Source organism: Marinobacter sp. LA51 (genome assembly GCF_030297175.1).
Taxonomy (GTDB): domain Bacteria; phylum Pseudomonadota; class Gammaproteobacteria; order Pseudomonadales; family Oleiphilaceae; genus Marinobacter; species Marinobacter apostichopi.
Map to the genome: position 1 here is coordinate 578663 of NZ_AP028070.1, position 23423 is coordinate 602085.

A 23423-nucleotide genomic window follows, 5' to 3' on the forward strand; every position below is an offset into this window, starting at 1 on the left:
TTGTGGCTGTTGCCCGGCTATCGATTGGTTATCGCCCGGCGATCATGGCTCGGTAGCCGGCCCGGAAGTCCGGGAACCGGAACTCGAAACCGCTCGCCAGCAGACGCTGGTTGCGGCACCGCTTGCTGCCCGCGCGTCCACCGGTGCGGGCGTCGTCGACCGGTGACGCGCAGTCAGTGTGCGCCTGTACCCATTCCACCACCTCATCCAATCGCACCGGTTCGCTGTCGCTGGCGACATAGAGCGACTCCAGTGACTCGCCAGCCAGTGCCTTGAGCGCCAGATGTTGAACCACTCGGGCGGCGTCGTCTTCATGGATGCGGTTGGTGAAGGGCGCGGGTTTCTTGGGCGCCATCCGCCCGGCGATAACCTCGTCCAGAAATCTTTGCCGGGTGGGTCCGTAGATACCGCTGAACCGCACGATGGTTGCCGGGTGTCCGCTGTCCAGGGCCGTGCGCTCACCCGCCAGAATCTGTTCGCCGCTGAAGCGACTGGGCTGTGCCGGGCTGGTTTCGTCCACCCAGCTGTCATCATCCTGGGAGTAGACGCTGGTGCTGCTGATGAAGACAAGGCGTGCCAGTGGCTGACCCTTGACCACATCCAGCAGGTTTGAGAGCCCGTTGACGTAGGCATCCTGATAGCCCTGTTCGTCGTAACTGGCGGGAGTCAGGCAATAGACGATAAGGTCGAGGTTTTCCGGAGCCGCTTTTTCGAGGGACTCCGGTGCCATCAGGTCGGCTTTTACACCCTGGATGCCAGCCGGAACCTGAGCCGCATTTCGGCGCAATCCAAACACGGTTGCCGAGTCGCTGAGCAGGCTGGCAATGGCGCCCCCAAGTTTGCCACAGCCGGCCACCAGAATCCGGGGCGTGTTGGTGCGTTCAGTCATTGCCATAGACAATCTCAATCCTTATGCTTGAACCCATAAATTAGTGAACTATTGCCCCGTATCCACCTGACCGGAGCTCACCATGACTCTCACCGAGTTACGATACGTCGTTACGCTTGCCCGCGAAAGGCATTTTGGCCGTGCGGCCGAGCGCTGCCATGTCAGCCAGCCGACACTCAGTGTGGCCGTTAAGAAGCTCGAAGACGAGCTGGGTATTCCGCTGTTTGAGCGCAGTAAAAGCAGTATCCGGGTCACCGAAACCGGGCAGCGGATCATCGAGCAGGCGCAGCGGGTGCTGGACCAGGTCGGGGTGATCAAGGACATGGCCCAGGACGGTAAAAATCAGCTGAATTCCGCGCTGAAGGTAGGCGCTATCTACACCATCGGTCCCTACCTGTTCCCTCATCTCCTGCCAGAATTGCGGCGCGCGGCACCGCAGATGCCCCTGTACATTGAAGAGAACTACACGGCCACGCTGCGGCAGAAGCTGCGCCAGTCCGAGCTGGACGCCATCATCATAGCGCTGCCGTTCGAAGAGCCCGAAGTGCTGACCCTGCCACTTTACGACGAGCCCTTCGTGGTGCTGCTGCCGGCCGAGCACCCGCTGGCCAAGAAGGATGAGCTGACCGCCGAAGAGCTGGCGAAGGAGCAGTTGCTGTTGCTTGGCCCGGGTCACTGTTTCCGGGATCAGGTGCTGGAATCCTGTCCACCCCTGGTTGAGGCCGTAACCCGACGTGTCGATGTCGACGCGCCGGCGCTGGTGACTGAGGGCAGTTCGCTGGAAACCATTCGTCACATGGTGGCGTCGGGGCTGGGTATCACGGTACTGCCGCTGTCGGCGGCGACGGCCATGCAGTACCACGAAGACATTCTGGCGGTGCGGCGTTTTGCCCCGCCGGTACCCTTCCGCACGGTTGCATTGGCCTGGCGGGTGACTTTCCCGAGGCCCAAGGCCATCGATATGCTATCGCTGGCGGCCAGCCAGTGCCGGGTCATCGAAAAAGCCAAGACGGATACCCCGGCCGTGGCCGAGAGCGCCTGAGTCCTGCATGACGTCGCTGGATGACATCTCGGTTACCCAGCTCAAGGGCGTAGGCAGCGCCCTGGCCGAAAAGCTGGGCAAGCTGGGAATTGCCTCGCTGCAGGATCTGCTGTTCCATCTGCCGCACAGGTACGAGGACCGCACCCGGGTGGTGGCCATGGGCAACCTCAGGATTGGCGACGTGGCCGTGGTGGAAGGTGAGGTCATGAAGGCCGACCTGGTGATGGGGCGTCGCCGCAGTCTGCAGGTTACCCTCAAGGACAACAGCGGTTTCCTGGTAATGCGGTTTTTCCACTTCAACGCCGCCCAGAAGAACCAGCTGACCCAGGGCGCGCGGGTACGCTGCTTCGGTGAAGTCCGTCCGGGCCGTGCCGGTTACGAGTTCTACCACCCCGAATACCAGGTTGATCCACCGCCGATGCCGGCGGAAGGTCAGGCCACGCTGACGCCGGTCTATCCCCTTACCGAGGGCATTCAGCAGCCTCGAGTGCGGGCACTGTGCCAGCAGGCACTGGGTTATCTGCAGCGTTATCCGATTCGGGACTGGTTGCCATCGTCATTGCTGGCGGATTATCAGTTGCCGGGCATCGGCGAGGCGGTTCTACTGGTGCATTCGCCTCCTGCCGATGCGCCAGTGCTTCTGTTGATGGAAGGCCGGCATCCGGCTCAGCAGCGGCTGGTGATGGAAGAGTTGCTGGCGCATCAGCTCAGCCTGCTGCAGGTGCGGGAGCAAATCCAGGCCCGGGAAGCGCTGCCGCTGTTACCCACCGGCGATTTACCCGATCAATTTCTCGACTCCCTGCCATTTAAGTTGACCGGGGCCCAGCGCCACGTGATGACCGACATTCGTCAGGATCTGAGCCAGCCGCTGCCCATGTTGCGACTGGTCCAGGGCGATGTCGGTTCCGGTAAAACCGTGGTGGCCGCGCTGGCGGCTCTGCAGGCGATTGCCGCGGGTGCCCAGGTGGCGCTGATGGCGCCGACTGAAATCCTTGCTGAACAGCATTACCAGAACTTCCGTGGCTGGCTTGAGCCTCTGGGTATTGAGTTGGCGTGGCTGTCTGGCAAGGTAAAAGGTAAAGCGCGACTGCAGGCGTTGGAAGCAGTCCGGTCGGGAGCGGCTACAGTGGTGATTGGCACCCACGCCCTGTTCCAGAACGACGTGGTATTTGATCGTCTGGCATTGGTCATTGTTGATGAGCAGCACAGATTCGGGGTGCATCAGCGTCTGGCGTTGCGGGAGAAAGGTGTGGGCGGCTCGCTTGCACCACACCAGCTGATTATGACCGCGACCCCCATTCCCAGAACGCTTGCCATGAGCGCCTACGCCGATCTGGATACGTCGGTGATCGACGAACTGCCGCCCGGGCGTAAGCCCATCGAGACCATTGTTATCCCCGATAGCCGTCGGGAAGACGTTATCGGTCGTGTTCGCAGTGCCTGCAACGAGGGGCGCCAGGCCTATTGGGTATGCACCCTGATTGAGGAATCTGAGGCCTTGCAATGCCAGGCGGCGGAAGTGACCGCGCAGGAGTTGACGGAGCGGCTGCCAGATCTCAAGGTGGGCCTGGTCCATGGTCGCCTGAAAGCGGTGGAGAAAGCCGCGATGATGGAACAGTTCAAGAATGGTGAGCTGGATCTGTTGGTGGCGACCACGGTTATTGAGGTTGGCGTCGATGTTCCGAACGCCTCTCTGATCATTATTGAAAACCCTGAACGCCTTGGCCTGGCACAGCTGCATCAGCTACGGGGGCGAGTAGGGCGAGGTGAGCAGGCCAGTTTTTGTGTGTTGATGTACCACCCACCCCTGTCCAATAACGGTAAAGCGAGACTACAGGCGCTGCGGGACAGTCAGGACGGTTTCGTCATTGCCGAAAAGGATCTCGAGATCCGCGGCCCGGGAGAGGTGTTGGGTACCAGACAGACCGGCATGATGCAGTTCCGGCTGGCGGACTTTGAGCGGGACAAGGGTTGGATTGAGCCGGTGCGGGAAATGGCGCCGGCCTTAATGGGCGACCGGCAGCGGGTTGACGCCCTGATCCGGCGATGGCTGGGCGAAAAAATTCGCTACGGCGACGTGTGACCGAGCGCCTTGCCCTATACTGACCCAGACTCTCTAAGGAAAGGACCGCGTGCCGGCCTTTAGCAACAATCAGGAGCAAACACTATGGAACTACCTGTCGCAGTCCAGCAGGCACTTGGGGCTTCTGCTTCGGGCGTGTCGCTGCGCAACGCAAGCCAGGCGAACGGAGAAGAACTCCTGCGCATGGCTTTGCTGAGCGACACGGCCGGTAACCTCCAGGTGATATGCCGGAAACACGATCTGATCGACCTGGAGGCGCTGAACAAACGTCTGAGTCGCGATTTCCGGCTGATGAAGCGCCGCGAACAGGTACGTGTCCGTGAGCGGGCTGGCTTGAAGGAACTGCCAGCCCTGCCATCTCTCACCGGTTGGCCGACCGTGGTCGACAGCCGGGTTGACGACATGTCGGCTGTCGCCCTGGAGTTAGAGGAACACGATCTCGCGATGGTGATGCCCGGTGCCGACTTTCGGGCGTTGACCAGTAAAGCCGAGCGTTGGAGTTTCACCACAGATCCGCAATCCATCGAGGTTAATCTCGATGACAGCGAGCGGGACCGGGAGCAGCTGCACACTGCACTCAAGAAGTTTACCAGTGTACGCATTCAACAGCGCCTGGAAGACACCCTTGAACTGCCGCCGTTGCCGGAGACCGCGCAGCGCATTATTCACCTGCGGGTGAACCCGAATGCAGTCATGGGCGACCTGGTGGACATCGTTGAAAGCGATCCCAGTCTGGCGGCGCAAGTGGTTAGTTGGGCCTCGTCCTCATTTTACGCGGCCGCAGGGCAGGTTCGTTCAGTCCATGATGCGGTGTCGCGGGTATTGGGCTTCGACCTGGTGATGAACCTGGCCATGGGGCTGTCTCTGGGCCGCGCGCTGAAACAGCCCCAGGATCACCCGGAAGGCTACGTGGATTACTGGCAGCAGGCGATCTGGCAGGCCCAGTCAGCCGGCGTGCTCGCCAGCATGATGCCGAGAGGGCAGCGACCGTATTTTGGTCTGGCCTACCTGGCCGGGTTGCTGCACAACTTTGGTCATCTGGTGCTGGGCCATGTGTTTCCCCCTCACTTCAAGCTGGTGTGTCGCTCGCTGGAGGTAAACCCGGACATTGATTCCTCAGTGACCGAACACTACCTGCTGGGCATTACCCGGGAACAGATGGCGGCCCAGCTGATGGAGAACTGGGGCATGCCCGATGAGGTCACGCTGGCCATCCGTTTCCAGAAGAATCCGGCCTACGATGGCGATTGCCAGGTCTATGCCAAGCTGCTCTGGCTAGGACGTCAGCTGCTGACCGCTCGCGGTGTCGCTCTGGGCGCGGGTGAAGCGGTGCCGCAATCGTTCTATGACGAATTGGGACTGGATCGGGATGCGGTCGAGGCACAATTTGATGAGCTGGTCAGCAGTAAGGACAGCATCATGGCCATGGCCGGGATGATGAGTCCCTGAGTTACTGCCTTCCCTTTTTCCCGCCAAAAAAGAGCCGGCCCTAAGGCCGGCAAGCTCACCCGCTTGTTGCAGAGTCGTCCAAACTTATCAGGAGAAAACAACAAAGAGCTGTTGCCGTCGCAGATTAAGGCAGCGCCCTTGTTTTCAATTTAGTCAAAGGAGCCGAAAAGAAAAGCCATCGGCCGTGCATTGGGTAAATTGAGACGGATGTCACAGTTTTCGAGACTCTTAACCGGTTGATTCAATAACGAAACAGCCGGCCGCGCTCAGATCCAGTTTTACAAAAAATTACAAAACTCGGTGAGTGCAGCCCGGCCGTCGGCCTAGTGTTTAGCTGGCGTCGAACGGGTGGTGGCGAATGGCGGTCGCGGCTCGCTTGATCTCTTCCGCATAAGCCTTTTCCACCTCAAACCGCTCCTTGTCCAACTTTTCCACAAAGCGGGTATCGGTGTCCTGCCGGGCCTGGTGTGTCGGCATGTGTTTCAGCTTCTCGTGCACGTCCTGGAACACCGAAAACGGCGGCTGCTCCAGCAGTTCCGGCGCCACGTGATCAAGCAAGCCCTTCAGGCGCAGACACGCCTCGGAATACTCAACCTGGTCCGATTCCACGGCCATGGCAATCACCTGAATACTCGAGATCATATCTTCGCGTCGCTTCTGATTGAACGCATCGGCCTTTTCCTGGCGGAGGCGGCTTTCAGACAGGGTATTGGACTGGCGTCTGATAAATACCAGCAGCAAGGCGATGGCAATCACGCCGACAATAATCAGGGTCCACTGCAGCCACTGGGGCATTCTCGTCTCCTCGTCTTGGTCAGGCTTGTTTGCGTTGGCGATCAGGCCGCCAGACTTTGACAGTTACGACCTGACCATTCAATACGGAGGTGCCCACCAGCGGATCAATTTGCTCATCACTGAGTACGTCATTGATGCTGGCCCCGGCGTTTTCGTTGGCCACTGTTTGCCTGGTGCCAACTCGATCGTGGCCCCAGCCGTGAGGAATGGAGACCACACCGGGCATCAGATCCTCGGTGATTTCCACCGGGAGTACGATGGTACCTGTGTCCGTGCTGATCTGCGCGGAGTTGCCCGCCTGCAGGCCCAACCGGCTGGCGTCCTTGGGGTTAATCATCAGTGTGCAGCGGTCCTTGCCTTTAACCAGGCGCTGACTGTTATGCATCCAGGAATTGTTGCTGCGCACGTGGCGGCGTCCGATCAGCAGCAACTCGGTGTTGACCGGCTCCTGCAGGAACTGATGCAGGCGCTCGACATCGTTAAGGTAGCGTCGTGGCGCAAGATGAATCATGCCGTCCCGGGTAAACAGGCGGTCGGGCAGGGACGGTTGCAGCGGCCCTAGGTCCACACCACTGGGAACCTCCTTTAATGCCGCCAGCGACAAGCCCTTTGGCAGCGCCTGCCAGTTTCGGTTCAGCGGACTGAGTTTGGTGAGCGCACGTACGGGATGGCGCTCGGGCAATATGTCGAGAATCAGGTCCACCGCTGGCTGTACCAGGCCGCGGACACGGCCACCATCGGTGCCATAGGGCCCGGATCGGAGCAGTAGGTCCAGGATCGGGTCCGGTCCGAGCTGCTTGAAAGTGCGCCAGCCCAGTTCCGAGCGCAAGGGCAGGCGGCCGCCGTTCCGGTGTTTCTCAAGTCGGTGTGCCAGCTCCAACAGGATTTGCCAGTCGTGGCGGCTGTCCGGGCCGGCGTCAAACAGGGGCTCGCTGTACTTTGCGACGTTCCGTACTGCGAACATGCTGAAAATCAGATCGTAGTGGCTGCGTTCCAGGGCCGCGGTCGGCGGCAGGATTACATCGGCGTGGCAGGTGGTCTCATTCAGGTAGTAGTCCACCGACACCATGAAATCGAGGCCGGAGAGGGCCTTTTCCAGGCGGGTGCCGTTGGGGCTGGACAGCACCGGATTGCCGGCCACGGTTACGAATGCGCGAACCTGGCCCTCGCCGGGAGTCAGGATTTCATCGGCCATAGTGCTGGCCGGGTACTCACCGCCAAACTCCGGCAGGCCTTTTACCCGGCTGTGGCGGGCGCCGAAATGACCACTTTGCCCGCCCAGGGCCCCCAGCGTCACCAGATCAATGGCGGGCTGGGTAAACAGCAGGGCGCCCGGTGTGTCGAGCTTGCCGGTGAGGATGTTCAGGCAGTAGGTGAGCCAGGTCGCCAGGCCACCAAAGCGCTGGGTGCTGGTGCCCATCCGGCTGTACAGTGCGGCCTTTGGGGTATTGGCCAACTGGCGGGTGAGCTGGCGGACGGCTTCAGCGGTGATGCCAGTGTGGTCACTGACCGCTTCCGGGGTGAACGCCAATGCCGCCAGACGTAAAAGGTCAGCATCTTTGGCCAGATGCTCGGCCGGCCCCAGTTCAACCAGATCTTCGGCAAACAGGGTGTTCACCATGGCCATCAGCAACAAGGCGTCGCTGCCAGGCCGGATAAAATGGAATTCGTCTGCCAGCTTGCCGGTTTCGGTTCGCCGAGGGTCGACCACGATGAGTCGGCCACCGCGCTCGTGCAGGCGTTTGATCCGGCCCCGGAAATCCGGAACCGTCATCAAGCTGCCATTGGAGGCCATGGGGTTGGCGCCAATGCAGATAAACAGATCGGTGTGGTCGATATCCGGAATCGGGAACAGGATCTGGTGTCCGAACATCTCCAGACTGGCGAGCATGTGGGGAAGCTGATCGTTGGAGGTGGCCGAAAACCGGTTCTGGCTGCCGATGGCGCGCAGGAATGGCAGGGTAGCCACGAGGGCGCCGTGGTTGTGCACGTTGGGGTTGCCCAGGTAGACACCGATGCTGTTGCGGCCGAATTCTGATCGGGTCTTATGCAGCTTGTGCGCCACCAGGTCGAAGGCCTCGTCCCATTCCATTTCCTGCCAGCCGGAATCCGTGCGGCGCACCGGCTTGCGCAACCGGTCAGGGTCGTTGTGCAGGTCCTGCAGGGCGACCGCCTTGGGGCAGATATAGCCCTGACTTAATGGGTCGTCTTCGTCGCCTTTGACCGAGCTGATCTGGCCATTGGTCACTTCGATGGCGACGCCACACATGGCTTCGCACAGGTGGCATGTGCGGTGATGGGTACCGTTATCCATGGAGCCCTCTCTTCTGGCGGGATCTTATTGTTGTGGCGCTTGGGGTTGCATCGAGATTAGCAGGAAAGCCCGGGCATGGGAAAAGCTCTCCAGCCAGTGTTGGCTACAAAAAGGCCAGCCGCGAAGGCTGGCCTGAAAGGGTAAAAGCCTGAAGTTACTGCTGGGCAGGGATTTCCTTCACCGGGTTGGAGATGAAGTTCAGGTAGACGCCCTGTTCGGGAATCATCAGTGGTAGCTGAACGGCCTTGCCTTTGCCGGAGGCTACGTCTTCACAGGCATCAAAGCCATTGCCCGTGAAAATGCCTCCCAGACAACTGATGAAACCAACAAACCCGGTTGCTGCGTCAGAGCTCCCGGCGACGTCCACGGTTATTTCAGGGAGGTTGGAGTTGCGCTGTTCAATCTGCATCCTTCCGTCGTCAAAGAACGTTATTTCGCCCTTAAGGTTGAGGGTGAACGGATAGCTGAACAAGTTGTGCGCAAGCAGGCCTTCCAGCGGTAAGTGAAGGTTCGGGGCATCCAACATAAGGTCTGCCTGGGTGCGGAATTCCGGCCGCCCGTTCTCGTCTTCCACAATCAGTCCTTCAACCAGACCCATTGGATTGTCTTCTGTTGGTTGGCCATATCGCATTCGCAGGACTTGTGGTCCAGTAACAGACTCCGAGGGCCCCAGCAGATCGTACCAGACAGTTGCTGAGGTCGTGGCCAGCATAGTGGGGTAAAGCAACACGCGAATGTTGCCGGTTGGTTTCCCTGTCGATGGATCAATTTCCGGGCCGATGATCTCGGTGTTCAGACCATAGGTCTGGTAAATGAACTTCTGATCCGGGCATTCTTCGCCTACATAGCTGCAACCCACGCGGGCATTGGCTTGTGATTCGGGGTCGCCGTCGTTACCAAGCACAACCGCATTGCCGTTCATAATGAGTTTTGTCGCATTGGGTGGCGTGGCGAAGCTGAGAATCTCGCCACCGGCATCGAATGCCTCAGCAATCGCGTTAAATGGTTCGATGGTTTCGTCGATGATGAAGTTCGAGTTGGTGTCCCGTATGGGAAGATTTCGAAGGGGGGCGAACACGGTGTTCGTCGCGTCTGTACCGCGGAAATAGATGGAAAGCGGTTCGCCACCATTGTCGGTCGGGTCGAGAAGCAGGTCGGTCTGCAGTGCCATGCCGTTTTCACCGCAAATAACGTTCGTGCAGTCCCCGTTTTCTGCCGACACCATGGTGTAGCGATACAGTGTGCCCGGCTCCCAAGGTGAGTCGGGATAGAATCTGACCCTCTGATTGTTTTTCTCCAGTCGGCCGGGTACTTCCTCAAGCACGGTTTCGCTTTCATCAACCTTCTGAACAAGGAGGGTTTCGCCGGCCCGGATCGAGCCGAGATCCATGGATTGGGAGAACACAACGGTAATCGGTCGATCCGCCGGCATGGTGGTTACCGGAAGAATGTCCCGAGATTGAGGGTTGCCCTCATTGTCCTTGGGAAGTTCGCTGCCTTCTTCACTGAGTTTGTCAATGCAGTAGCCATGTTTGTCGTCTGCTAGTTGCCGATTCTCGGTGACGCAGGGATATCCAGGATAGGTCGTCAAGGCAAGCGGAGAGCGCTGAGTGACTGGAGAGGCTTCATTCTCAATTGGCTCAAGCTCAAAGTTCAGACTCTGAGTCGCAGCAGCATTGCCGGCCAGATCTTTCAGACCTTCAATCTGCAAGGTGTATTCACTGCCATGTTTCAGGCCGCCCTTGGGATTCAAAACGATCGCGGTGCCGTCGAGTTTTGAATCCAGGTTTTCGAGCTTGAGGCCATCCTCGAATAGGGTAATACCTGAGGCGATGGTCCTGCCGTCCAGCGGTTCGTCGAAGTTCAGGATCACCGGGTCGCCGGGTCGCTGCATTGACTGGCGAGTGGCTGGAATGGCATCCGCGGGGCCTGGCATCCAGCTGACGAGCTGTGGGCTAGTGCTGTCGGGTTCATACAATTCTTCGGCATCCAGGGCGGAATCAGCATCGGTGGCCGCCTCAATCCGGAAGGCGATAGTGGCATCGGTGTATTCCTGGCCCAACAGCTCAGGTTCGACCACACCGATGGCATCAATGGTGAGGACTCCCTCCTGCACGATGGCAATGCCGCTCAATTCGACCCCGAGCAGGTCCTGGGACAGAGCGGCGTTCGGCTGTGCTTCCTCAGTGTTCATGGAGACATCCATAAACAGCTTAACGTGCCGTGGCGCATTGAGATCGTCGGTGTACGGATTGGGGCTCAGGTAACCGGTGGCGTCTGAGAGCATAGTCACCTTGATATTGCCTGTGGTCTGCATCTGGCCGGTCCTGGGGTTGATCACCGGCACACTGCCATTGATCTTTACATCCAGGCTGCTGCTGGTGAGCACGCTGCCTTTCGGCACACGCAGGGGCAGGGGTTCATCGGCGTCAAAGGATGGCGCGTAGGCCAGTTCGGCGAACAGGCCTCCAGTCTGCTGAGAAGGTCCGGCTACGCCTTGCAGGACTGAATTCAGGGTGACCCCATTGATAATCTGGCCATTGAGCCGGGATTTTCGGGCACCGGATTCACCGGTGCCGGCGAGCATGCCGGAGTCAATCACCTCCTGGAACAGCACCACGGTCGGGCCGGTTTCGCGGGCGCTAAACTGTTTGCTGAAATCCAGGGTTCCGCCGGTGGTGTGGCTCGGCAAGTTCTGAATCCGTAGCGTGTAGCTTTGGCCGGCGGCAAGGGCATCGTCCTTGGTGCCGCAGAGCTCCCGGGCTTCGACGGTGCAGGGATCGACGGTGATGCGGCGGCCATCCACCAAAACGGTGGCAGGCACGGTTTCACCGGCTGAATCTTCCAGGCGAATCTGGCCGCCCATGGCCTGCCAGTTTGGATGCACCGGGTGGGTGAGGGCCAGACGGAAGGTGGAGAAATTCATCGGCTGGAATTCACTATCCGGAGCCGGAACCATTTCCGCTACCGCAAATTTGTTGGCGCTGTTGTCCAGGCTGGCGATTCCGGTGAAACCGCCACGAGTGGAAAACTGAATGCCTTCAGCTCCATGGGCGTTGGGTGTGATGATGGTTCTGGTTTCCTCGGCCAGCAGCGGATCCTGGAACATCACCGAGTAGTCTGTTCCGGTACTCAGGGCCGTTGCCGGTGTCAGTTTCAGACTGTGTCCGCCATCCACTTTCGTGACGGTGAAGTCTACCGGGGTGGTCCCGTCTGTGACCCGGATTTTCTCCTTCAGATCGGCCTCGGTGTCGGTGATGGCGTGGGAAAACCGAACCACAATGTCCGCGGCCGGGCTGATGCCGGTCTGGCCATCGGCCGGGTAGGAGTAGACTACCGAGCCAGGTGTTGTCTTGGTCACACTCTGTTCGTCGCCACCACAGGCAGCAAACAGAAGCGCGGGTATCAGTGCCAGGGTCTTGTTGTATTTCATGGCAGAACTTCTCCTCAAAGCTTGGATGCTCAGGAATTCAGAGGCTGAAAACGTCAGGCACTCAGAACTTCAGGGTGATGGAGCCGCTAATGACGTGAACATCGCCGTCGGCGGTCACGTCGGTCTCATTGCCGTCGTAATCCACCAGGGTGAAGTCCCGGTCCTGGAGTTGTTGGTACTGATAGCCCACGTCGAGTCGAACCGGATAGGCGAGCAGTCGGGTGCGATCATAAGTGGCGCTCAGGCCCAGTCCGAGGACAATTTTGTCGGTGTCGAGGTAGTTGATCTCCGGATTTCGAGTGGTCTTGAGGGGTGATTCCTCAAAGGCAACGCCGGCTCGTACCGCAAAGTTCTTGTTCAGCTGGTACTCCGCACCAAGACGGGGGATGAGGATATCGTCGAACTGAATGCGGTCGCCCGGCGATTGGGATTCCTGATCCTTGATGGTGTCGGAGGCGAACTCATCCTCCAGCTCAGACCAGTTCTGCTGCTCAATAGAGCCGCCGATTCGCCAGTTTTCAGTCCGGTATTGAGCCCCGATGCCAATGGTTTCCGGCTGGAATGAGTCGATGGTGGAAACCGCCAGGCTCAGGCCCGGGTCGGGAATGGTCTGGGTCACAATGATGTTGGAGTCGACGGCAGTGGACGCAGCCGATTTGGTGCGGTAGGTCAGGGCTGTCTCCCAGCCATCCAGGAAACACTCGGAGTCGGGGCAGAAGGTGCTTCCCAAGTCCATGCTGGTGCCGAGGATGGTTTTCAGGGACGGCTCCGCATTAACGCCCAGACGTTCCCGGCTGGTTTCACCACCGAGGGTAGAGACTGCTTCTAGGTTGGCCGCCGCCTCCAGGGTGATCCGGACCGAGGCACCGGCGGAGATGCCCCGCCAGATCGGGGTGGCGCCGCCAATGTTCAGAAAGAGCGGCTCCTTGCCATACTGCAGGAACTGTCCGCTTTCAGTGGTCTCCGAGCGGAAGGCCAGCATTTCCTTGCCGTACTTCTCGACGCCGGCGATGAAACCGAGGTAGATCGGATGTTTGGAGCGGGTCAGTGAGCCGAGGTTGGTTTTCATGCCAATCAGCACATGCTGACTGGGCGAGTTCGACAGGACGTCGCTGTTGGCGTTCGGGTTGGCCGACCTCAGCTCCTGCTCGGCGTGCAGGATGCCGGTGGTCAGTTCACCCCGACTGTCCTTGGTGAGGTAGGCCGGGTTGTAGTAAGTAGCTGAGACCTGGTCATTGAACATGGACAGAGATTGCGCCGTCGCAACGTCGACCGGCATGACACCGTAGGTAGTGCCGAGATTACCCATGCTGGCAGCGGCAGACAGGGAAAGGCCAGTGGAAACCGTTGCAACGGCCAGGGACATCGCCCGTACTGAAAATCGGGAGGTGGAAGGCATTGATACACTCCATTATGTCGTTGTTTTTTGTTCTTGAGCTGTGTCCTTTCATGGAACACGGATATTTCTTTTTAGTTTTCGAAGCCAGTTTATTGGGCCCGCTTGATGAGGGCCTTGGCTTTTTTGACACAGGCTTGTGTTTTTATGATCAGTTCTGACGGATTGTCTGACTAAAATTCAGAAAGCAGAGTTTGATGTTGCCTCTTATAGTGTCGACCATCAGATTGGCGTTTCAGGTCATGAAAGTCAGACATACTGTGTCGAGAATTTTTACACTGGAATTGAGGGCTTTTTAGGGCTGATGTTTATCCCCTTGAAGTTGCACTGTTAGTGCTTTTTTGGCCTATGTTATGCCTCTGATTCGTTAGCGCGTATAGGTACACGGCAAGTTTTTAATGGCGGTCTTGACGATGGTTCGCGTCCAGGGCCTGCAATTGATGCAGGGAGGTCATTGGCCTTGATAGTCCCTTTGTGGGGGGGTACGAGGATGAATGCATTAACAAGATCAATAGTAATCGCGCTAACGTTTGCTTGGATTGCTCCGGCTCATGCCTACATGGTAGGTCTGGAGGATGTCGGGGGTGCGGATGCGCTGGTTGGTCAGACAGATAATCTGAATGCGCTTGGTCCTTGTGGCACTGGTAACAGCCCAAGTACAGAGCTTTGCTGGATCAATAATTTGTTAGGGAGCACGACGACCTACGTGGAAAGTGACAAGGTTGAAAACCAGTCATTCGTCAAAGTGGATGGCAGCTCTTCGGTAATCGCCTTCGAATTATCGAGCCCGACAGAGTATTTCTTTATAAAGAATGCGCAGTGGTACGGGCTGTTCCAAAATGCCTTCAATCAGGATTGGGCGGTTATCGACACGTCGCTAATTGCAGCAGGGTTCAACTTGCCGAGTGATGAGTACGAGATCAGCCACATTGCGCCGATAGGCAGAACCTTTGAGGTGCCCGAGCCCGGCTCGCTGGCCCTTCTGGGGCTTGGACTGGCGGCACTAGGGTACAGGCGTCGACTGAAAATAGCGTGACGTATCATCGTGCGAACAAGTGCCTCGGTCCTTCCGGGGCATTTTCGTATTAGAGCGGTATCAAAGCGCCCAGGCGGAAACCTGCCAAGTAACGCAAAAGAAGTGAGTATCAAGGAGAGAATGGTGGGCCCAGCTGGACTCGAACCAGCGACCAAGGGATTATGAGTCCCCTGCTCTAACCAACTGAGCTATAGGCCCGTGTGCTACTTGCTGTTTTGAAAGGTGTTTCCGGGAAGGGAAACAGAGCGGGCGCCATTATACCGGTGAGGTGAGGCGCCCGCTACTGTTGTGGGCCTTATCCCTGAGGATTGCCCTGATCGTCGATAAAGCCACGCAGGTGATCGGAGCGGGACGGATGACGCAGTTTGCGCAGAGCCTTGGCTTCGATCTGACGAATGCGTTCTCGGGTAACGTCGAACTGCTTGCCGACTTCTTCCAGAGTGTGGTCGGTATTCATTTCAATACCAAAACGCATGCGCAGTACCTTGGACTCACGCGCGGTCAGGCCGGCCAGAACCGAACGGGTGGCTTCACGCAGGCCTTCGGCGGTCGCTGAATCCACCGGAGACAGTGCCTGGATGTCTTCAATGAAGTCGCCCAGATGGCTGTCTTCATCATCACCGATCGGGGTTTCCATGGAGATCGGCTCTTTGGCGATCTTCAGGACCTTACGGATCTTGTCTTCCGGCATTTCCATGCGTTCACCCAGCTCTTCCGGCGTGGGCTCGCGGCCCATCTCCTGCAGCATCTGGCGGGAGATCCGGTTGAGCTTGTTGATGGTCTCGATCATGTGCACCGGAATACGGATGGTGCGGGCCTGGTCCGCGATGGAGCGGGTAATGGCCTGACGAATCCACCAGGTGGCGTAGGTTGAGAACTTGTAACCACGACGGTATTCGAACTTGTCCACGGCCTTCATCAAACCGATGTTGCCCTCCTGGATCAGATCCAGGAACTGCAGGCCGCGGTTGGTGTACTTCTTGGCGATGGAGATAACCAGTCGCAGGTTGGCTTCAACCATTTCCTTCTTGGCACGGCGGGCCTTGGCTTCACCGATGGAAACGCGACGGTTGATTTCCTTGACGTCGGCCACGTCCAGATCCACTTCGGTCTGAACGTTCTGGATGCGCTTCTGCAGGCGAACGATCTCGTCAATGCGCTCTGACATTGGCGCGGCGTACGGCTTCTTGCTCCGGCCAATCTTTTCGGCCCAGTCCAGATTGGTCTCGTTGCCCGGGAAGGACTTGATGAAGTCCTTACGCGGCATTTTGCAGTCGCGGACACAGATCTGCATGATGGCGCGCTCGTTCTCGCGCACCAGCACGTTGGTGGAACGGACCACGTTGACCAGCTCGTCGAAGGCCTTGTTGGCCAGCTTGAACGGGGCAAACACCTGGCCCAGCTCGTTCAGAGCTTCCTGGGTTTTCTTGTCGCCACGACTGTGCTTGGCCAGTGCCTTGTCGGCTGCTTCCAGTTTTTCGGTCAGCAGTTCGAAACGCAGCCGGGTCTCTTCGGGATCCGGGCCGCTTTCGGTTTCTTCCTCGTCATCGTCGTCATCGTCGGATGAAGAGCTGGAGGTGTCAGTGCTGGCGGCTGGAGTTTCCTCGCCCATGAATGGCTCGGCGTCGTCCGGGTCCAGGAAACCGGTGACGATGTCGCTGATGCGGCCTTCGTTCTCGATAATGCGGTTGTACGCCTGAATCACGGTACCCGCGGTGCCCGGGAAGTGGGCAACGGCAGCCATGACGTCACGAATGCCTTCCTCAATGCGCTTGGCGATAACAATTTCGCCTTCACGGGTCAGCAGCTCTACGGTACCCATCTCACGCATGTACATACGCACCGGATCGGTGGTGCGGCCGGCATCGGTTTCAACCGCGGCGAGTGCAGCTGCGGCTTCGGCAGCAGCGGCTTCGTCCGCAGTGGAGTCGCCTTCGGTCATCAGCAGGGTATCGGCATCCGGTGTTTCTTCGGTTACCTGGATACCCATGTCGTTGATCATGCGAATGATGTCTTCGACCTGATCCGGGTCGGCAATGTCTTCCGGGAGGTGGTCGTTTACCTCGGCGTAAGTCAGGTAACCTTGTTCCTTGCCTCGTGCAATGAGGTCTTTTAAACGTGATTTTTGCGAATTGCCTGACATAGACACCCTGTGAACTCGCTTTGAGAAGGAAAAAAGTGAAACAGCCATTATAGCTGTCGCTCGGTCGCACTGCCACCGAATGGTTAGATGGTGATCAATGCGTCTAGTTTCAAGTCCTGTTACTCCTGAGTACCACTACTCAGGGTTCGTAATTCCTTCCGTTCCTCGGCTGTGAGGTTCGAGAAGTTGCGCAACAGAGCCGCAAGCCGCTGTTGTCGCGATGATTCTTCGTTCGGGCTCAGTAATTCCCGTGCCGCTTCGAGTGTGCTCTCCCTGGCGGGAATGTGCTCAATGCCATCAAACAGATGGAAAAAGCGGTCCCGGGCCTGGCCATCGAGGGCCAGGCAACGCACCAGTGATTTCCGATCCCGGACTTCCTGATCGAGAATCCAGCTGGCGAAGTTGCGGGACTGGGTGAACTGGCGCGAGCTCCGCGACAGTTCGACCACTTCGGCGGCCATTTCCGGTGCTTCCAGCAGTGCCAGGCACAAGATGCTGTCTTTGCTGAGCTTTACATCAATGCGCTCTTCAGCGACGCGGTCCCGACGACCGTCTTTCCAGTTTCCGCCCTGATTCTTCGGCCGGTTTTGCCACTGATTGCGGCCACCGCAAAGCCGGAGCATTTCGTGCCACATGGCATCCCGCAGTGTGCTCTTCGGCATCTTGTTCAGCAGCGGCTCTACCCGAGCCCTCAATTCGCCCCGATGTTCCGGTAGCTGCAGGTCCAGGCCCTCACTCTGTCGGTCGAACAGGTAGCGGGACAGCGGAGTGGCACCGTCAATCCGAGCCTGGAACGCCTCTTGGCCTTCCTTGCGCACCAGCGTGTCCGGATCCTCGCCCTGGGGCAGCATCAGGAATTGCAGGTGCATGCCGTCGGCCATCAGCTCAAGCGCGTTGTCCATGGCGCGGTCAGCTGCCCTGAACCCGGCCTGGTCGCCGTCGAAGCAGAACACGATGTGCCGCACTTGCCGGAGCAGGGCAGTCAGGCTGTCCTGGTTGGTTGCCGTGCCCAGCGTTGCGACGGCGTAGTGAATGCCGTGCTGGGCCAGGGCAATGACATCCATATACCCTTCGACAACCAGCAGTTTGTCCAGTTGCCTTACCGCCTGTTTGGCTTCGAACAGGCCGTATATTTCCCGGCTCTTGTGAAAGACATCAGACTCCGGAGAGTTGATGTACTTGGCCTTGTCGTCACCCAGGGTCCGACCACCAAAGGCAATGGTCTTGCCCCGGCTGTTGCGGATCGGGAACATGACCCGATTGCGGAACAGATCCCGGGGCCGCCCGTACTTGTCGGAGACCGTGCCGGTTTCTACCAACGGGCCTTTCAAGTCCTTGCTGGCAGCATCGAACAGGGCGGTCCCGGCCGAAGGCGCGTAACCAATCTGGTACTGCTGCACGATGGCGTCGTCCAGGCCCCGCTGTTGCAGGTAATCCCGGGCGTAGGCGCCTTGCTGGCTGGTCAGTGCGGACTGATAGAACCGGCTGGCAAAATCGAGCGCGTCGGTCAGCGTTCGGGCCTGCTGGATCTCCTGCTTGGCGGCCTTGTCGTAAGGCACTTCCAGGCCGGCCCGCTTGGCCAGTTCTTCAACGGCTTCGGTGAAGCCGATGCCCTCGAATTCACGAATGAAGCTGATGGCATCGCCATGGGCACCACAGCCAAAGCAGTGGTAAAAGCCCTTGTCCGGACGCACGTTGAAGGACGGCGTCTTTTCATCGTGAAACGGGCAGCACGCCTTGTAATTTGCGCCGGCTTTCTTGAGTGTGATGCGAGAACCGATCAGCTCTGCCAGATCGAGGCGATCAAGCAGGTCTTCAACAAAACGTTGAGGGATCAGTCCACTCATGGAGACTCCAGATCAACCGGGACTTGTGTCGGGTTCAGCCATAGCCAAAAATGCCGCCGAAGCCAGGCCTCGGCGGCATTTTTGAAGTCGCTCTGTGCAGCCTGCGGCTGAACAGGCAATCAGTGCTTTGCAGTCAAGCGGCGTCGATAAAACTTAGTACAGACGCTCGAACTTGCGCTGTTCCCGCTGAAGCTTCTTGAGATGACGCTTAACGGCAGCGGCTGCTTTGCGCTTACGAACAGCGGTCGGCTTCTCGTAGTGCTCGCGACGACGTACTTCAGAAAGTACACCCGCTTTTTCGCAGGAACGCTTGAAGCGACGCAGTGCTACGTCAAACGGTTCATTCTCTTTCACTTTAACAGCTGGCATTCGGAAATCACCTACCTGATAGATTCGGTTTCAATGTAATCCGCCTGGCAGCGCCAGACCGGTTCGATCCCTGGTCAGATTGGCTAAAACTCGACCAGTGCATATTTTAGGGCGGCAATGATAGCGCCTGGGTTATGGCAAGGTCAATGATTGTTCAGATGAATCTGACAGGGCGTTTCGGGTTTCTGCTAAAATGCGGCGTTTTCCACACATGCCTATAAACCTGGCCCGGATATTATGTTGATTCTCGGTATTGAAACCTCCTGCGATGAAACCGGCGTGGCCCTGTTCGACAGCGAACAGGGGCTGTTGGCGCACGCCCTGTTCAGTCAGATCGACATGCACGCGGACTACGGTGGCGTGGTGCCAGAGTTGGCATCGCGCGACCATGTGCGCAAGTTGCTGCCGTTGTGCGATCAGGTGTTGGCCCAGGCCGGCAAGGTTCGGGCTGACCTGGAAGGCATTGCCTACACGGCCGGGCCAGGCTTGGTCGGTGCGCTGATGGTCGGCGGCTCGGTTGCTCACTCTCTGGGCTTCGCCCTGGGAGTGCCGGTTCTGGGTGTGCATCACATGGAGGGCCATTTGCTGGCGCCGATGCTGGAGGACAATCCGCCCGCCTTTCCGTTTGTCGCCCTGCTGGTGTCCGGAGGCCACACCCAGTTGGTGCGGGTAGATGGTATTGGTGCCTACGAAATGCTGGGTGAATCCGTGGACGACGCCGCCGGCGAGGCCTTCGATAAAGCCGCCAAGATGCTCGGGCTGGATTACCCGGGTGGGCCGCGGGTTGCGGCACTGGCCGAGCAGGGCACGCCGGGCCGCTATCGATTCCCCCGCCCGATGACCGACCGCCCGGGTCTGGATTTCAGCTTCAGTGGCTTGAAGACCTTTACCCTGAATACCGTCAGTGCAGCCCGGGATGCGGACGGTCTTGATGATCAGACCCGCGCCGACATCGCGCTGGCGTTTGAAACCGCTGTGGTTGAGACCCTCACCATTAAGTGTCGGCGTGCCCTGGAACAGACCGGCTGCAAGCGTCTGGTCATCGCCGGGGGTGTTAGCGCCAACAAGCGCTTGCGCACCGCCCTGGAAGCCATGACCGCCAAGTTGCAGGCTGGGGTTTTCTACGCCCGGCCGGAATTCTGTACCGATAACGGGGCCATGATTGCCTATGCCGGAGCCCAGCGCTTGCGGGCCGGGCAGCAGGATGGTGAGCGAATTGTGGCGGTTCCGCGCTGGCCGATGAATACCTTGCCGGCCATTACCGAGCCGCGCTCAACCGGATTGGTGGATTAGCCCACGCCTTGTCCTGGCGGACGATTGACGCTTTAAAGGCCGGCTTCCCGGCCCTGAGCCAGTCGGATCAGGTTATTCCGGTGCCGAACCACGATCAGCAGTGCCAGTAGGCCGAACAGGGCCAGGGTATCGGGTTCGATCAGGGCGCTGATGATCGGGCCGGAGACGATGGCGATCAGGGATGCCAGTGCCGAGATGCGACAGCGCCAGATCACCAGCAGCCAGATGGCTGCCATCAGCGAGGTGGTTATCGGCGCCAGGGCCAGGCCTGCGCCCAGTGCGGTCGCCACGCCTTTGCCACCCTTGAAGCGGTAGAACACGGGGATCATGTGGCCGGTAACGGCACACAGCGCCACTATGGCCTGTGCCATCACCGACAGCCCCAGGTTGTGGGCCAGCCAGACGGGGAGCCAGCCCTTGGCGGCATCCAGTGCCAGTGTCGTCAGGGCAGGCGCCCAGCCGCCGGTGCGGTAAACATTGGTGGCACCAGGATTGCCAGAACCCTGGGCCCGAGGATCGGGCAGCTTCCACAGTCGGCACACCGGCAGCGCAAACAGCACCGAGCCGGCCAGGTAGGCGGCAAAGCAGAGCACAACGGTGACAACTGGGTCGCTGGACAGTGTGGTGGTGAGTGTGGAGGCGAGGGTCATGGTGTCGGCTCGAAGGCGGAGACGTCTCAGGGTGTAGTGTGCGAAAATGCCGACCCAGTAAAACAGGCCAGCGTTATCACAGTATCCGTTGGTTGTGCGTTATTCAATCAGCAAAGAGTGGAATACTCCGGGAGCCCCCTTGGCAGACAGTGTACTCATTGAAGGTCTGGTAGTTGAGACCGTTGTCGGTGTCTACGATTGGGAGCGGAAGGTCGACCAGCGCCTGCTGGTGGACCTGGAAATGGCCTGGGATAACCGGGTTCCGGGTGCCTCGGATGATGTCGGGGATGCCCTGGATTATGCTGCGGTCAGCGAGCTGGTTACATCGTGCCTGCAAGCGCTTCAGCCCAAGTTGCTGGAGCACGGTGCTGAGCAGCTCGCGGCGCAACTGCAGCGGCAGTTCGGAATTACCTGGCTGGCGCTGACTCTGAGAAAGCCCGGAGCGGTGCCGGCGGCGCAAGCGGTAGGTGTCCGAATAGAAAGGGGAACGCGTTAATGACCGACCAGGTCCGGGTGTACATCAGTATTGGCAGCAACGTAGACCGGGAGCATTACGTTACCGCGGCTCTGGACGCGCTGGCGAGCTGGTTTGGCGACCTTGAGATTTCACCGGTCTATGACAGCGAGGCGGTGGGCTTTAAGGGCTCGCCGTTTTTGAATCTGGTGGTCGGGGTAAAAACCGGGCTGCCGGTGGGTGAATTGTCCCGGCGCTTCAAACAGCTGGAGGCCGATAATGGCCGCCGTCGGGATGTGCCCAAGTTCAGTGCCCGAACCCTGGATCTGGATATCCTGACCTATGGCGATCGGGTGGGGGTAGTCGATGGGGTTGAGTTGCCTCGCGGCGAAATTCTGAAGAACGCCTTCGTTTTGCGGCCGTTAGCAGACATCGCGCCCGAGGACCTGCATCCGGTGACGGGGCAGAGCTATCGGGAATTGTGGCAGAACTACCGGTCCGACCAGAAACTCTGGCCGGTGGACTTTACCTGGCAGGGCCGTCAGATTTCAGTAATCGCCGACTGACCGGAACAGTTCGATCAGGTGGTCCGTTGAGCTGTCGCTGCCTGCATCCTGCGCGTCCTTCCCGAGTAATCGGGGCAGAATACCCTTGCCCAACTGTTTGCCCAGCTCCACGCCCCATTGATCAAACGAATCCACGCCCCAGATGACCCCCTGAACAAAGGTTCGATGCTCGTACAGGGCGATCAGTGCCCCGACGCTCTCAGGCGTCACCTGCTCAAGCACCAGGGTGTTGCTGGGTTTGTTGCCGGGAATCACCTTATGGGGCGCCAACTGCTCTATTTCCGCTTCCGTAAGACCTTCTGCTGCGAGTTCGGCTCGCGCTTCTGCCAGTGATTTGCCCGCCATCATTGCCTGGCTTTGGCTCAGGCAGTTGGCAAACAGGTCGGCGTGGTGGGTTGCCACGGGGTTGTGCGTTTTCAACGGAATGATGAAATCGGCCGGAATCAGCCGGGTGCCTTGATGGATCAGCTGGTGGTAAGCATGCTGGCCATTGGAGCCTGTGCCACCCCAGATGATCGGGCCGGATTCACAGGCCAGCGGTTCTCCGGTCTCGGTCACACTCTTGCCATTGCTTTCCATGTCCAGTTGCTGAAGATGATCCGGAAGGCTGCGCAGGTATTGGTCATACGGCAGGATGGCGTGGGTGTGGGCGTTCCAGAAGTTGTTGTACCAGACGCCCAGTAGGCCCATGACCACAGGCAGATTCTGCGCCAGTGGTGCCTCCTGGAAGTGGCTGTCCATGGCATGGGCGCCGGACAGCAGGCGCCGGAAATTGTCCATGCCGATGGCCAGTGCCACCGGTAGGCCAATGGCGGACCACAGGGAGTAGCGCCCGCCAACCCAGTCCCACATCGGGAACACCTGATCGGCCTGGATGCCGAAGCTTTCTGCGCCAGGTACGTTGGCGGTTACTGCGAGGAAGTGCTTGGCTACGGCTGCATCGTCGCCGCAATAGTCCACCAGCCACTGCCGAGCCACGTTGCTGTTCTCGAGGGTTTCCTGGGTGCGGAATGATTTCGACTGGATCAGGAACAGGGTGGTTTCCGGGTTCACCTGCCGGAGCACTTCCAGGATGTCAGTGCCGTCGATGTTGGCGACAAAGTGGCAGCGCATGCCGCCCTGCCAGTAAGGCTGCAGGGCCTCATTGACCAGCTTCGGCCCGAGATAGGAGCCGCCAATGCCGATGCTGACCACATCGGTGAAGGCCTTGCCGCTATAACCGGTCCTGGACTGATCCAGAACGCCGGTGACTACTGCTTCCATCCGCTCCAGGGTGTGCTGGACCTCGGCCACCACATCGACCCCGTCCACCATGATAGAGGCGTTGCCGGGGTGTCTCAGGGCCGTGTGCAGGGCCGGACGTTGTTCGGTGCGGTTGACCGGGGCGCCGCTCAGCAGTGCGTCCCGGCGTGCCGGCAAATCACGGCGTTCGGCCAGCGCGAGCAGGGCGCTCAGGGTTTCGTCGGTGATGCGGTTCTTGGAAAAATCCAGGGATATTCCCGCGCCCTTGATGAAGTAGCGGCTGGCCCGTTCCGGATCCTCGGTAAATAGCTGTTTTATCGGCACCGACTGCATTTGCAGCCGGTGTTGCTCCAGCACCTGCCACTCCGGGGAGGAGGTCAGTTGGGGCGCGCGATCAGGCATTAGAACATCCTTTTCCGTCA

16 protein-coding genes, 1 tRNA gene and 1 pseudogene are annotated in these 23423 nt (G+C 59.0%); 7 read left to right on the forward strand and 11 right to left on the reverse strand.

All coding sequences use genetic code 11. The features are described from left to right. Positions 1–28: 28 nt before the first annotated feature. Positions 29–895 (reverse strand): NAD-dependent epimerase/dehydratase family protein, encoded by an 867-nt coding sequence (locus QUE89_RS02590; RefSeq protein ID WP_286221732.1) that lies wholly within the window; start codon positions 893–895, stop codon positions 29–31. Positions 896–971: 76 nt separating this feature from the next. On the opposite strand from QUE89_RS02590, the gene QUE89_RS02595 reads away from it, so the two are divergent. From QUE89_RS02595 to QUE89_RS02605, 3 genes are all read left to right on the forward strand, one after another. Continuing rightward, positions 972–1931, forward strand: a complete 960-nt coding sequence (locus QUE89_RS02595) for a hydrogen peroxide-inducible genes activator (RefSeq protein ID WP_286221733.1) — start codon at positions 972–974, stop codon at positions 1929–1931. A 7-nt stretch (positions 1932–1938) separates the two neighbouring features. Beyond that, the gene (gene recG, locus QUE89_RS02600; protein ID WP_286221734.1) at positions 1939–4014 is read left to right on the forward strand and encodes an ATP-dependent DNA helicase RecG; all 2076 of its coding nucleotides are present in this window, start codon (positions 1939–1941) and stop codon (positions 4012–4014) included. Positions 4015–4098: 84 nt separating this feature from the next. Further along, a complete protein-coding gene (locus QUE89_RS02605; protein ID WP_286221735.1) occupies positions 4099–5463 on the forward strand; it encodes an HDOD domain-containing protein in 1365 nt (454 codons plus the stop codon). 330 nt (positions 5464–5793) lie between these two features. Here the strand turns inward: QUE89_RS02605 and QUE89_RS02610 are convergent, their stop codons facing one another. The 4 genes from QUE89_RS02610 to aupA form a co-directional block, all read right to left on the reverse strand. After that, positions 5794–6258: a DUF2489 domain-containing protein gene (locus QUE89_RS02610; protein ID WP_286221736.1), complete on the reverse strand. Its 465-nt coding sequence runs from the start codon at positions 6256–6258 to the stop codon at positions 5794–5796. Positions 6259–6277: 19 nt separating this feature from the next. Beyond that, positions 6278–8572, reverse strand: a complete 2295-nt coding sequence (locus tag QUE89_RS02615; protein ID WP_286221737.1) for a molybdopterin-dependent oxidoreductase — start codon at positions 8570–8572, stop codon at positions 6278–6280. Between the two features lie 154 nt (positions 8573–8726). Next, positions 8727–12005 (reverse strand): Ig-like domain-containing domain, encoded by a 3279-nt coding sequence (locus QUE89_RS02620; protein WP_286221738.1) that lies wholly within the window; start codon positions 12003–12005, stop codon positions 8727–8729. A 61-nt stretch (positions 12006–12066) separates the two neighbouring features. Further along, entirely contained in the window at positions 12067–13404 is a 1338-nt protein-coding gene (aupA, locus tag QUE89_RS02625; RefSeq protein ID WP_286221739.1) for an alkane uptake protein AupA, read from the reverse strand. A gap of 943 nt (positions 13405–14347) precedes the next feature. Between aupA and QUE89_RS17425 the strand changes: the two are divergent. Next, positions 14348–14437 (forward strand): annotated as a pseudogene (locus QUE89_RS17425) (PEP-CTERM sorting domain-containing protein); the annotation flags it as partial. 121 nt (positions 14438–14558) lie between these two features. Here QUE89_RS17425 and QUE89_RS02635 read toward each other — a convergent pair. From QUE89_RS02635 to rpsU, 4 genes are all read right to left on the reverse strand, one after another. Continuing rightward, positions 14559–14635, reverse strand: a tRNA-Ile gene (locus tag QUE89_RS02635). Between the two features lie 97 nt (positions 14636–14732). Then, positions 14733–16580: an RNA polymerase sigma factor RpoD gene (gene rpoD / locus QUE89_RS02640; RefSeq protein ID WP_286221741.1), complete on the reverse strand. Its 1848-nt coding sequence runs from the start codon at positions 16578–16580 to the stop codon at positions 14733–14735. Between the two features lie 119 nt (positions 16581–16699). Then, complete coding sequence (dnaG, locus tag QUE89_RS02645) at positions 16700–18427, reverse strand: DNA primase (protein ID WP_286221742.1); 1728 nt, start codon at positions 18425–18427, stop codon at positions 16700–16702. 153 nt (positions 18428–18580) lie between these two features. Next, complete coding sequence (gene rpsU, locus QUE89_RS02650) at positions 18581–18796, reverse strand: 30S ribosomal protein S21 (RefSeq protein WP_007153483.1); 216 nt, start codon at positions 18794–18796, stop codon at positions 18581–18583. 237 nt (positions 18797–19033) lie between these two features. Here rpsU and tsaD point away from each other — a divergent pair, with 237 nt between their 5' ends. After that, a complete protein-coding gene (gene tsaD, locus QUE89_RS02655) occupies positions 19034–20089 on the forward strand; it encodes a tRNA (adenosine(37)-N6)-threonylcarbamoyltransferase complex transferase subunit TsaD (RefSeq protein WP_286221743.1) in 1056 nt (351 codons plus the stop codon). A gap of 32 nt (positions 20090–20121) precedes the next feature. On the opposite strand, the gene plsY is transcribed toward tsaD, so the two are convergent. Then, a complete protein-coding gene (gene plsY, locus QUE89_RS02660) occupies positions 20122–20739 on the reverse strand; it encodes a glycerol-3-phosphate 1-O-acyltransferase PlsY (protein WP_286221744.1) in 618 nt (205 codons plus the stop codon). 139 nt (positions 20740–20878) lie between these two features. On the opposite strand from plsY, the gene folB reads away from it, so the two are divergent. Both folB and folK read left to right on the forward strand, forming a co-directional pair. Further along, positions 20879–21235 (forward strand): dihydroneopterin aldolase, encoded by a 357-nt coding sequence (gene folB / locus QUE89_RS02665; RefSeq protein WP_203298735.1) that lies wholly within the window; start codon positions 20879–20881, stop codon positions 21233–21235. After that, complete coding sequence (gene folK / locus QUE89_RS02670; protein ID WP_286221745.1) at positions 21235–21759, forward strand: 2-amino-4-hydroxy-6-hydroxymethyldihydropteridine diphosphokinase; 525 nt, start codon at positions 21235–21237, stop codon at positions 21757–21759. Before folB ends, folK begins: the two co-directional genes overlap by 1 nt. On the opposite strand, the gene pgi is transcribed toward folK, so the two are convergent. Next, positions 21742–23403: a glucose-6-phosphate isomerase gene (gene pgi, locus QUE89_RS02675; RefSeq protein ID WP_286221746.1), complete on the reverse strand. Its 1662-nt coding sequence runs from the start codon at positions 23401–23403 to the stop codon at positions 21742–21744. The genes folK and pgi overlap by 18 nt on opposite strands. Positions 23404–23423 lie beyond the last annotated feature (20 nt).